The sequence below is a fragment of the Synechococcus sp. MIT S9220 genome, assembly GCF_014304815.1.
Taxonomy (GTDB): domain Bacteria; phylum Cyanobacteriota; class Cyanobacteriia; order PCC-6307; family Cyanobiaceae; genus Synechococcus_C.
Map to the genome: position 1 here is coordinate 413123 of NZ_CP047958.1, position 10218 is coordinate 423340.

The 10218-nt window shown below is 59.6% G+C and carries 19 protein-coding genes; all 19 read right to left on the reverse strand.

Features of this window, described 5'->3' with window-relative positions; all coding sequences use genetic code 11:
- Nucleotides 1-90: 90 nt before the first annotated feature.
- Nucleotides 91-1410 (reverse strand): preprotein translocase subunit SecY, encoded by a 1320-nt coding sequence (gene secY, locus SynMITS9220_RS02000; protein WP_186990390.1) that lies wholly within the window; start codon nt 1408-1410, stop codon nt 91-93.
- A gap of 105 nt (nt 1411-1515) precedes the next feature.
- Nucleotides 1516-1968, reverse strand: a complete 453-nt coding sequence (gene rplO / locus SynMITS9220_RS02005) for a 50S ribosomal protein L15 (RefSeq protein WP_066904488.1) — start codon at nt 1966-1968, stop codon at nt 1516-1518.
- 6 nt (nt 1969-1974) lie between these two features.
- A complete protein-coding gene (gene rpsE, locus SynMITS9220_RS02010; protein ID WP_186990393.1) occupies nt 1975-2622 on the reverse strand; it encodes a 30S ribosomal protein S5 in 648 nt (215 codons plus the stop codon).
- Nucleotides 2623-2635: 13 nt separating this feature from the next.
- The gene (rplR, locus tag SynMITS9220_RS02015; RefSeq protein ID WP_066904482.1) at nt 2636-3004 is read right to left on the reverse strand and encodes a 50S ribosomal protein L18; all 369 of its coding nucleotides are present in this window, start codon (nt 3002-3004) and stop codon (nt 2636-2638) included.
- A gap of 33 nt (nt 3005-3037) precedes the next feature.
- Nucleotides 3038-3577 carry a 50S ribosomal protein L6 gene (gene rplF, locus SynMITS9220_RS02020; protein ID WP_066904479.1) on the reverse strand — a complete coding sequence of 180 codons (540 nt, stop codon included), beginning with the start codon at nt 3575-3577 and terminating at the stop codon, nt 3038-3040.
- Nucleotides 3578-3592: 15 nt separating this feature from the next.
- Nucleotides 3593-3994: a 30S ribosomal protein S8 gene (gene rpsH, locus SynMITS9220_RS02025; RefSeq protein ID WP_066904475.1), complete on the reverse strand. Its 402-nt coding sequence runs from the start codon at nt 3992-3994 to the stop codon at nt 3593-3595.
- A 19-nt stretch (nt 3995-4013) separates the two neighbouring features.
- Nucleotides 4014-4553 (reverse strand): 50S ribosomal protein L5, encoded by a 540-nt coding sequence (rplE, locus tag SynMITS9220_RS02030; RefSeq protein WP_115124896.1) that lies wholly within the window; start codon nt 4551-4553, stop codon nt 4014-4016.
- A gap of 49 nt (nt 4554-4602) precedes the next feature.
- Nucleotides 4603-4959 carry a 50S ribosomal protein L24 gene (rplX, locus tag SynMITS9220_RS02035; RefSeq protein ID WP_067095313.1) on the reverse strand — a complete coding sequence of 119 codons (357 nt, stop codon included), beginning with the start codon at nt 4957-4959 and terminating at the stop codon, nt 4603-4605.
- Nucleotide 4960: 1 nt separating this feature from the next.
- The gene (gene rplN / locus SynMITS9220_RS02040; RefSeq protein WP_066904467.1) at nt 4961-5326 is read right to left on the reverse strand and encodes a 50S ribosomal protein L14; all 366 of its coding nucleotides are present in this window, start codon (nt 5324-5326) and stop codon (nt 4961-4963) included.
- Nucleotides 5323-5589: a 30S ribosomal protein S17 gene (rpsQ, locus tag SynMITS9220_RS02045; RefSeq protein ID WP_066904462.1), complete on the reverse strand. Its 267-nt coding sequence runs from the start codon at nt 5587-5589 to the stop codon at nt 5323-5325. Before rpsQ ends, rplN begins: the two co-directional genes overlap by 4 nt.
- 17 nt (nt 5590-5606) lie before the next feature.
- On the reverse strand, nt 5607-5816 hold the full coding sequence (gene rpmC, locus SynMITS9220_RS02050) for a 50S ribosomal protein L29 (protein WP_067095316.1): 210 nt from the start codon (nt 5814-5816) through the stop codon (nt 5607-5609).
- A gap of 2 nt (nt 5817-5818) precedes the next feature.
- Nucleotides 5819-6292 carry a 50S ribosomal protein L16 gene (gene rplP / locus SynMITS9220_RS02055; protein WP_186990396.1) on the reverse strand — a complete coding sequence of 158 codons (474 nt, stop codon included), beginning with the start codon at nt 6290-6292 and terminating at the stop codon, nt 5819-5821.
- Between the two features lie 16 nt (nt 6293-6308).
- Nucleotides 6309-7040 (reverse strand): 30S ribosomal protein S3, encoded by a 732-nt coding sequence (rpsC, locus tag SynMITS9220_RS02060; protein ID WP_066904453.1) that lies wholly within the window; start codon nt 7038-7040, stop codon nt 6309-6311.
- Between the two features lie 19 nt (nt 7041-7059).
- The gene (gene rplV / locus SynMITS9220_RS02065; RefSeq protein WP_186491767.1) at nt 7060-7425 is read right to left on the reverse strand and encodes a 50S ribosomal protein L22; all 366 of its coding nucleotides are present in this window, start codon (nt 7423-7425) and stop codon (nt 7060-7062) included.
- Nucleotides 7426-7429: 4 nt separating this feature from the next.
- A complete protein-coding gene (gene rpsS / locus SynMITS9220_RS02070) occupies nt 7430-7705 on the reverse strand; it encodes a 30S ribosomal protein S19 (RefSeq protein WP_006854824.1) in 276 nt (91 codons plus the stop codon).
- A 35-nt stretch (nt 7706-7740) separates the two neighbouring features.
- Nucleotides 7741-8604: a 50S ribosomal protein L2 gene (gene rplB / locus SynMITS9220_RS02075; RefSeq protein ID WP_067095330.1), complete on the reverse strand. Its 864-nt coding sequence runs from the start codon at nt 8602-8604 to the stop codon at nt 7741-7743.
- Nucleotides 8605-8619: 15 nt separating this feature from the next.
- Entirely contained in the window at nt 8620-8922 is a 303-nt protein-coding gene (locus tag SynMITS9220_RS02080; RefSeq protein WP_067095333.1) for a 50S ribosomal protein L23, read from the reverse strand.
- A complete protein-coding gene (rplD, locus tag SynMITS9220_RS02085; protein WP_115124893.1) occupies nt 8915-9550 on the reverse strand; it encodes a 50S ribosomal protein L4 in 636 nt (211 codons plus the stop codon). The genes SynMITS9220_RS02080 and rplD overlap by 8 nt, the downstream gene beginning before the upstream one ends.
- Entirely contained in the window at nt 9550-10206 is a 657-nt protein-coding gene (rplC, locus tag SynMITS9220_RS02090; protein WP_186990398.1) for a 50S ribosomal protein L3, read from the reverse strand. The genes rplD and rplC overlap by 1 nt, the downstream gene beginning before the upstream one ends.
- Nucleotides 10207-10218: the final 12 nt, after the last annotated feature.

Genomic DNA, 10218 nt, shown 5'->3' on the forward strand with positions numbered 1-10218 from the left:
ATTCTGGGTGGTTGGGGTAGACGAGGTCAGCAGGTGTTGAGGATCCACCGCTGTTGTGTTGTTTCGGAGCGACTGCTCGAACGTGCCGTGTTACTGGCGCACCATTCCCTCGTAGCGCTGAGAGATCACGTAGGTCTGCACCTGCTTGGCAGTGTCGATGGCAACACCCACCAGGATCAGCAGTGAGGTGGCTCCAAGTCCCTGGAACGTCTGCACATTGGTTGCTCGTTCCACGGCGGAAGGAATGATGGCGACAGCGCCGAGGAAGAGTCCGCCAAGCAGGGTGAGTCTGTTTTTCACACCTTCGAGGTAATTCGCTGTTGCTGTTCCAGGCCTAACGCCTGGGATTGCCACCCCTCCGCGCTTGAGATTGCTGGCGACATCCACCGGGTTAAAGGTCAGGGACGCATAGAAATAGGAGAAGCCGAGAATCAGGGAGAAGAACACCAGGGCATAAGGCCATGGATTCGAGCTGCCTGGATTCAGGGCAGTGGCTGCTCTGATCAGAAAAGGGTTCTGGCTGAAGTTGGCAATCGTGATCGGCAGGAAAATCAGGGCCGAGGCAAAGATGATCGGCATCACGCCGCCGGCATTGAGCTTCAAGGGCAGGTAGCTCTGGCGATTAGGCAAGACGGCACCGCCGCCCACCTGACGCTTTGCACTGACGATCGGAAGCCGGCGTTGTCCTTCCTGCACAAAGATGATTCCCACGATCGTGACCAGGAACACCAGAACCAGGATCACGATTCCGAACACGTCGTTGCGATCACCGGTTTGGGCCTTCTCAATCGTGGAGCCGAGAGCCTGAGGCAAGGTGGCCACGATGTTCAGGAAGATCACGAGTGAGGCGCCCTGGCCAATGCCTCGTTCTGTGATCACTTCACTCAGCCACATCACTATCATCGATCCGGTGACCAGCGCGAGTGCCGTCTGCACCACGAACACAGCAACGGGAAGTCCCTCCATTGCATAGGGGCGCAGGATCATGGCGAACACCACGCTCTGAATCAGACCCCAGCCGAGTGCGACGTAGCGGGTGATCTGAGCGAGTTTGCGACGACCCGCTTCTCCCTCATTTTTCTGCAGATCCTCCAGCTGCGGAAGGGAGGCTGTGAGTAGCTGAAGGATGATCGAGGCATTGATGAACGGCAGAATCCCAAGAGCAAAGATGCCCAGGGTGGAGATGCCGCCACCAGTGAAGATGTCGAGGAAACCAATCAGCTGTCCACCCTGTTGGATGAACTGTTCGAAAGCCACACGGTCAATGCCTGGCATCGGGATGTAGATGCCGAGACGCACCAACATCAGCAGGCCCAGAGTGGTGAGAACCCTGCCTCGCAGCTCAGGGTTCTGAACCAGCTGGGTGATGACTTCAGTGGCGCTGGGATTTCGTCCCCGACTGACGAGCATGAAACAGAGATTGGGGTGATTGAGCTTGATGCAGCAAAGCCGTCCGCGGATGATGATCCGGCGGACGGCTCAGACGTTAGATCTGTAGAGGTCGATCGACGGATCTCAGTCCAACAGTTCGCAGGTGCCACCGGCTGCTTCGATTTTGGTTCGTGCCGATGCCGTGAAAGCGGCGGCTTGAACCGTGAGCTTGGCCTTGAGTTCCCCGTTGCCGAGGATTTTCAGCGGGTGCTTGGGGCTGGTGACAACACCATCCTTGACCAGTGAGTCGAGGTTGACGGTGCTGCCGGCCTTGAGCTCATTCAGTGCTGACACATTCACAACGGTGAAGTGTTTGGGATTCACCAATGTGAAGTGCTTCAGCTTGGGCACGCGCCTGTAAAGAGGCATCTGGCCACCCTCAAAACCGGGACGGGTGGGCCGGCCGGAACGGGATTTCTGGCCGCGCATGCCGAAGCCGCAGCTCGCACCCTGGCCAGCGGCAATGCCGCGACCTTTGCGCAGTTTGCGGCGTCGGGCGCCTTTGTTGGGCTTTAGGGAATCAAGTCGGAGAGTCATGGGGAATCAGGAATAGATCTGCTCGAGGGAGATCCCCCGTTCCTTGGCGGTCTCCTTATGTGTGCGGAGACTATCGAGAGCCACCATGGCAGCTCGGGCGTTGTTCAGCGGAGTCTTGCTGCCCAGTCGCTTGGCCAGCACATTTTTAATGCCGGCAAGCTCGAGAACTGTGCGAATCGAGCCGCCTGCAATTACCCCGGTTCCGGGAGCTGCGGGGCGAATCAACACGCTGGCTGCGCCATCGCGACCATTGGACAGGGTCGGAATGGAGTTGTGACGTGTTAGAGGCACTTTGACGAGATGCTTCTTGCCGTCTGCAACACCTTTGCGGACTGCACCGATCACGTCGCCGGCCTTGCCAACGCCGACGCCGACCTGACCGCGCTCATTTCCGACAACAACAATGGCCCGGAAGCTCATCTTCTTGCCGCCCTTCACGGTCTTGGACACGCGGCGGATCTGGACAACCCGCTCCTGCCACTCGGAATCACGCTCCTGGTTGCGTCGGTCACCACGGCGTCCGCCACGTCGGTCACCACGGTCGCGGCCTCCTCCACGGCGTTGCTCCTGCTGCTGCTGGCCTTCAGCTGCAGCAGGAACATCGGCCGCCGAGGGCACGTCGTTGGGATTGGTCTGGGGGTTGGAATCGGTCATGTTGAGAGCAGGATCAGAACTGAAGGCCCGCTTCCCGGGCGGCGTCGGCAAGGGCTTTCACCCGGCCGTGATACAGGTTGCCGCCGCGATCGAAGACCACCTGTTGGATGCCCTTGGCAAGGGCGCGTTTGGCCACCAGTTCACCGACGGCTACGGATGCATTGCAGTCGTTGCCGTTGGCTTTGAGACTAGTGCGCAGGTCCTTGTCAACGGTTGACGCTGAGCAGAGTGTGCTCTGGGCGTCATCGTCAATGACCTGGGCATAGATGTGGCTGTTGGAGCGGAACACGGCCAGGCGGGGTTTGCCGGCGGTGCCGCTGAGGTGACGACGCAGGCGTCGATGACGCTTCTGGGTCTGTTGTTTACGGGAGAGGGTCGACATGGTGGGTAAAGAAGAACGGCGTCTAGTAGTGGATTACTTTTTGCCCGACTTGCCTGCCTTGCGGAGGATCCATTCGCCCTCGTACCGGATCCCTTTGCCCTTGTAGGGCTCGGGCGGACGGATGGAACGAATTTTGGCGGCTTCATTACCCACCAATTCCTTGTCGATCCCCGACACAGTCACCTTGGTGTTGTTCTCAACTTTGAAGGTGATGCCGTCAGGAGCTGCAACCTCGACGGGGTGGCTGTAACCAGCAGAGACGACCAGGGTGGTGCCTTTCACCTGAGCCCTGGAGCCAACACCAATGATTTCCAGGCTTTTGCTGAAACCGCTCTCGACGCCAACAATCATGTTGTTTACGAGAGCGCGGCACAGGCCATGGCGCTCACGGGAGGTGCGCTTGCTGCTGGTGGGAGACAACACGATGGTGTTCTCCACCTGATCGATGCTCACGCCCTCAGGCAGTGTGCGTTTGAGTTCTCCCTTCGGTCCCTTCACGGTGACAGCGAGGCCGTTGAGGCTCACGGTCACCTTCTCAGGGATGGGGATGGGGGCTTTACCGATACGTGACATGGTTTTGGCTCCAGATCAAAGGACGTAGCAGAGCACTTCACCGCCCACGCCCTGCTTTCGGGCATCGCGGTCGCTCATGACACCCTTGGAGGTGGAGATGATCGCCACCCCCAGTCCGCCGAGGACCTTGGGAAGGCCGCGGGTGTTCTTGTAGATGCGCAGACCAGGCTTGCTCACCCGCTGCATGGAACGGATGGTGGGTTGGCGGTTCTTGCCGCTGTACTTCAGTTCCAGCACCAAGTTGGTGTGGACTCCCTCGCCTTCTTCGCTGATCTCAGCGATGAAGCCTTCCTGCTGCAGCACTTTGGCGATGCTGCGAGACATGCGGGAGGCAGGTACTTTCGTGCTCTGGTGACGTTTCTCACTCGCATTGCGAATGCGGGTGAGCATGTCGGAAATAGGGTCGTGATTGGCCATAGTGGTTTCCGAGGAGGGCTTAGTTGCTGCGGAACGGCATTCCCATCTCGCGGAGGAGGGACCGGCCCTCTTCATCCGAACGGGCAGTGGTCACGATGGTGATGTCCATGCCCCTGATGGCGTCGATCTTGTCGAAGGAGATCTCAGGGAAGATGATCTGCTCTCTTACCCCCAGGGTGTAATTGCCACGTCCGTCGAAGCTTTTGGGGCTGACGCCACGGAAGTCACGGATGCGGGGCAGTGCCAGGTTGATCAGTCGCTCCAGGAAGGCGTACATGCGATCGCCGCGCAGAGTCACGGCACAGCCGATCGGCATGCCTTCGCGGATCTTGAAGCTCGCGATGGCTTTCTTGGCTCGGGTCACCACCACTTTCTGGCCGGTGATCTGAGCAAGTTCGTTCACCGAGGCCTCTAGGGCCTTGGCATTCGCGGCAGCTTCGCCAAGTCCCCGGTTCACGGTGACTTTGACCACCTTGGGGACTTCATGGATGTTGGAGAGACTTAGATCTTTCAGCAATTTGGGCTGAATGGTCTCCCTGTAGCGCTGTTTCAGTGACATGGCTGGGGAATGGGACTTCTGGGCTTGGTCAGAAGGCGGATCGGGGTGATCAGTCGATCACCTCGCCGGTTTTCTTGAGGCGGCGCTTTTTGCTGCCGTCCTTCTCAGTGATCAGCTCGACTCGGCTGGTCACCTTCTTGTCTGTGGAGTAGATCATCACGTTGGAGGCATGCAGTGAAGCCTCTTCAGTGACGATCCGACCGCTTTCACCCTCCTGAGTGGGTTTGACGTGGCGGGTGCGCATATTGACGCCCTCCACGATCACGCGGTTTTCATTGGGCAGGGTGCGCAGGACCTCTCCGGTCTTGCCCTTGTCCTTGCCGGTGATCACCTGAACGGTGTCGCCTTTGCGCAGACGCATCTTGATGCGCTTCGCTGCGGCGGATTTCGGAGTTGCAGTTGCCATCTCAGATCACCTCCGGAGCGAGGGAGACGATTTTGGTGAAGTTCCGGTCGCGCAGTTCGCGTGCCACAGGTCCAAAGACACGAGTGCCCTTGGGGTTTTTGTCGTCGTTAATGATGACGGCAGCATTGTCGTCAAACCGGATGGAGTTGCCGGTGTCACGACGCAGCGTGGCTTTGGTGCGGACCACCACTGCCTTGATCACATCGGACTTTTTCACGCCCATGTTGGGCATGGCGTCCTTCACGGTGGCCACGATCACGTCGCCCACATGGGCGTAGCGACGATTGCTTCCCAGCACGCGGATGCACTGGATGCGCTTGGCTCCGCTGTTGTCAGCAACGGTGAGAAAAGATTCCTGTTGAATCATTTGTTGACCTCCTCAGCCTTCGGGCTGTGGCTGAGAACCTCAGCGATGGCCCAGCGCTTGTGACGGCTGAGAGGACGGGTCTCGGTGATGCGAACACGGTCACCAACGCGAACAGTGTTGTTCTCGTCGTGAGCTTTGTAACGGGTGGTACGGCTGACCGTCTTTTGGTAGATGGGGTGGGGAAAGCGGTTTTCCACCGCAACCACCACCGTTTTGTCCATCTTGTCGCTGACGACGGTGCCGACCCTTTCCTTGAGTGCCATAGGTATGAAGCGAAGGATCAGGAGGCGGTGGAGCTAAGGCGCTCCTTCTGCACCGTCAGCAGTTGGGCCAGCTTGGTGCGGCTCTGCTTGAAGCGGTGGGTGTTGGCCAGCTGCCTTGTGGCTTGCTGGAAGCGCAGATCGAACAGCTCTCGGCGGAGACTGACGATTTGCTCTGTGAGGTCTGCGTCGGAGAGCTGACGCAGTTCGGAGGCATTGGGACGGGCCATGGTCAGGACTCCACGGTGGCGGCAGCAGCGGCCGGAGCTTGCGCACCGGATGTCTGCTCCTGTTCATCGAGAGTGATGAACTTGGTCTTCACAGGAAGCTTGTATTGCGCGAGGCGCATGGCTTCCTTGGCGATTTCGGGGGTGATTTCTTCACCACCCATCTCGAACAGGATCCTGCCCGGCTTGATCACCGCCACCCAGAATTCCGGGTTGCCCTTACCTGAACCCATTCGGGTTTCGGCAGCGCGCATGGTGACCGGTTTGTCAGGGAAAATCCTGATCCAGATTTTTCCGCCACGCTTGACGTAGCGGGTCATGGCACGACGGCTGGCCTCGATCTGGCGCGAGGTGATCCAGCCGCATTCCTGTGCCTGCAGAGCGAACTGACCGAAGGCGATGGTGTTGCCACGAGTGGCGACACCGCGCATGCGGCCGCGTTGCTGCTTACGGAATTTGACGCGTTTTGGACTCAGCATGGTTCAGGCCTCCTGTTCAACCCTCGTTGGAGCGGTCTTCGAACTGTTGGGGCCTGCGACCGGCCCGACGCCGCGGGGTTGCCCCCACTGGCAGCTGTTGCTGGGCTTCGTCGCCCAGCACTTCGCCTTTGAACACCCAGACCTTGATGCCGAGCACCCCATAGGTGGTGCTGGCGACCTTGGTGGCGTAGTCGATGTCAGCGCGAAGGGTGTGCAGAGGCACCCGACCTTCTCGCGTCCACTCGGTACGAGCGATCTCAGCACCATTTAGGCGTCCTGAAACCTGGATTTTCAGGCCCAGAACACCCGCTCGCTGTGCTCGCTGCACGGCCATGCGGATCGTGCGACGGAATGCCACACGTTTCTCAAGTTGCTGAGCGATGTATTCGGCAAGTAGGAAAGCGTCGGCGTCGACACGCTCGACCTCGACCACATTGATCCGAACCTGACGGTTCAGATCACCGACGGTTTTCTGGATGCCGGAGCGCAGCTCTTCGATGCCACTGCCCTGGCGTCCAACCAACACGCCGGGGCGTGCGGTTTTCAGCTCAACTTCGAGCTGATCGGCCTTGCGGGCGATCAGCACATCACTGATACCGGCGGAGCCGTATTTCTTGTGGATGAACTTGCGAATCCGATCGTCCTCCTGAAGGAGGCTCGGATAACTCTTGCTGGGTGCGTACCAGCGTGACCGGTGCTCCTGGGTAATCCCCAGGCGTAAGCCGGTTGGATGGATTTTGTGTCCCATCAGTCGGGGTGCTCGGGGGTCAGGAGTCGGTCTGGGGTGCCACAGCAATGCTGATGTGGCAGGTCTGCTTTTTGATCGCGAAAGCGCGACCTTGGGCACGGGGGCGGTAGCGCTTCATGGATGGACCCATGTCTGCGCTGGCCTGGGAGATCACCAGGGTTGAAGGGTCAAGTCCGAGGTTGTGCTCGGCATTGGCCACTGCAGAACGCAGAACCTTGGTGATGGGACCCGTGGAGCGGTAAGGCATGAACTCGAGCATGATCAGCGCATCGCGATAACTGCGACCGCGGATCTGATCGAGAACCCGCCGGACCTTGGACACGGAGCCGCGGATGAAGCGACCGTGGGCTTGGGCGGTAGTTGCCGTTGGGGATGACGTTGTCATGGTCTCAGCGGCCTCCTTTCTTGTCTTTGATGTGGCCTTTAAAGGTGCGGGTGGGGGCGAATTCGCCAAGCTTGTGGCCCACCATCTGTTCAGTCACGAAGACCGGCACGTGGGTGCGGCCGTTGTGAACCGCGATTGTGTGGCCGATCATCATCGGCAGGATCGTGGAAGCCCTTGACCACGTTTTGATCACCGATTTGTCATCGGCGGCGTTTTGCTTTTCAACCTTGCGAAGCAGGCTGTCGGCAATGAAGGGGCCTTTTTTAAGTGAACGTCCCATGGCGGATTAAGCGAACGACAGAATGGTGAGCAGCATCATGAGTCGCGTCCGCCACGGCTCCGCTTGGACGTCTTGCGACGTTTGCGGAGGACGAACTTGTTACTCGGCTTGTTGCGCTTGCGGGTCTTGAGTCCCAGCGCAGGCTTGCCCCAAGGGGTTACAGGACCGGAACGCCCGATCGGAGCTCGGCCTTCACCACCACCATGGGGGTGGTCGCAGGGATTCATCACACTGCCTCGCACCTGAGGTCGGCGTCCGAGCCAGCGCCGGCGCCCAGCCTTGCCAAGGCTGGTGTTGCGGATCTCCGAGTTGCCGACTTCGCCGATGGTGGCGTAGCACTCACGGCGCACCAGGCGAACCTCAGTGGATGGCAGTTTCAGGGCGACGTAATCGCCCTCCTTGGCCATCACCTGAGCGCTGGCTCCGGCAGTTCGGACCATTTGTCCACCGCGACCGGCGTAAAGCTCGACACAGTGAACGCTGGAACCGAGGGGAATGTCAGAGAGCGGCATGGCGTTGCCGATCTCGATAGGAGATTCAGGCCCTGAGACCACCGTCTGACCGATGGTGACTCCTGCTGGAGCCAGGATGTATCTCTTCTCACCATCGGTGTAGAAGAGAAGGGCCAGCCGCGCATTGCGGTGCGGGTCGTAGTGAATGGCGGCCACCTTGGCGGGGACGCCGTGCTTGTTGCGTCGGAAATCGACGATGCGGTATTGCCGCTTGTGGCCACCGCCACGATGGCGACAGGTGATCACGCCGCGGTTGTTGCGTCCCTTGCGGCGGTGCTTGGACACCACAAGCGAACGCTCCGGCTTGCGGCCGGTGACTTCACTGAAGTCGGTGACGACCCGGGTGCGGGTACCGGGTGTGTAGGGGCGGAAGGTACGGATTGCCATGACGTTTCAGACCCCTCAGGACTCAGGGAAGAGTTGGATGGAGTTGCCCTCAGCGAGGCGCACCACAGCCTTCTTCACCTGAGAGCGCTTGCCGGCAAATTTGCCGACCCGACGACTGCGGCGGGGAGGATTCATGGTGCTTACGCCGGTGACCTTGACATCGAATAGCTGCTCAACAGCGGCTTTGATGTCGGGCTTGGCAGCTCGGTGGTCCACCTCGAAGGTGTACTGGTTCAGTTCCAGTGCTCGGGTGGCTTTTTCTGTGATGAGGGGCCTGCGGATCACATCCGCCAGGCGTCCTGTGAAGCGCTCAGTCATCTCCGTAGACCTCCTGGATGGTTGCGAGTGCCTCTTCGCCCAACACCAATGCATTGGCGTGGAGCAGATCGAAGACGTTGAGCTGGTCAGCAGTGATCAGCTTGACCTTCTCGAGGTTGCGAACGGACCGTTTCACAACTTCGCTAGGGGCGGTGAGCACAATCAAAACCTTCGCGTCGGCAGCAACTCCGAGGCGCCCGAGTGCGTCAACGACTTCACGGGTTTTTGGCGCTTCGAGGGCTGCCCCGAAGTCCTTCACCACAATCACGTCGTCGATGCGGGCCATCAGCGCGGTGCGCAGGGCCAGACGACGCTCCTTGCGATTCATCGCAAGGTTGTAGGTGCGTGGCTTGGGACCAAACACGATGCCGCCGCCGGGACGCAGAGGCGTACGGATCGATCCCTGACGGGCACGACCGGTTCCTTTCTGCTTGTAAGGCTTGCGTCCGCCACCTCGTACTTCGGCACGGGTGAGGGTGCTTGCAGTTCCCTGACGGCTGTGGGCCTGCTGGCGCAGCACCGCACGGTGCATCAGGTCAACGGCAGTGGTTTCCTTGGCCACCTTCAGGTCAATGGAAGCCTTGCCGGTTTCCTTGCCCTGCCAGTCACGAACAACACAATTGGCCATCACTTACCTCCTTTGGTGGGCTTGGCACCCACACGATTGGCGGGCCGGATGTTCAGAAGAGATCCAGGCTTGCCAGGAACAGAGCCCTTGACCACGAGCAGGTTGCGGTCGCTGTCCACCTTGAGGATCGTGAGGGCCCTCGTGGTGATTTTCTTGCCGCCGTAGCGACCAGCCATTCGCTTGCCGGGGTAGATCCGACCAGGTGTGGTGCCGGCGCCGGTTGAACCGGGCTCACGATGGTTCTTCGAGCCGTGGGTCATCGGACCTCGGCTGAAGCCATGACGCTTTTGATAACCGGCGAAGCCACGACCCATGGTGTCGCCGCTGACGTCAACCTTCTGGCCTGCCTCGAAATCACCCACGGTGATTGCGCCACCCAGCTCGAGACCCTTCAGGTCGTCGACGCGATATTCACGCAGGTGGCGGAGGATCCCCTCGCCGGATTTGGCGAGGTGACCCTTCGCGGGCTTGTTGATCAGCTTTTCGCGTGTTTCGCCAAAACCGATCTGCACGGCTTCATAGCCGTCAGTTTCAGTGGTCTTGAGTTGGGTAATTCGGCAAGGCCCCGCCTCGATCAAAGTGACCGGGACGGCTTTGCCTTGCTCGTCGAAGAACTGGGACATACCCAGTTTCTTCCCAAGGATGCCGATGGACATGGGAGGTAATGA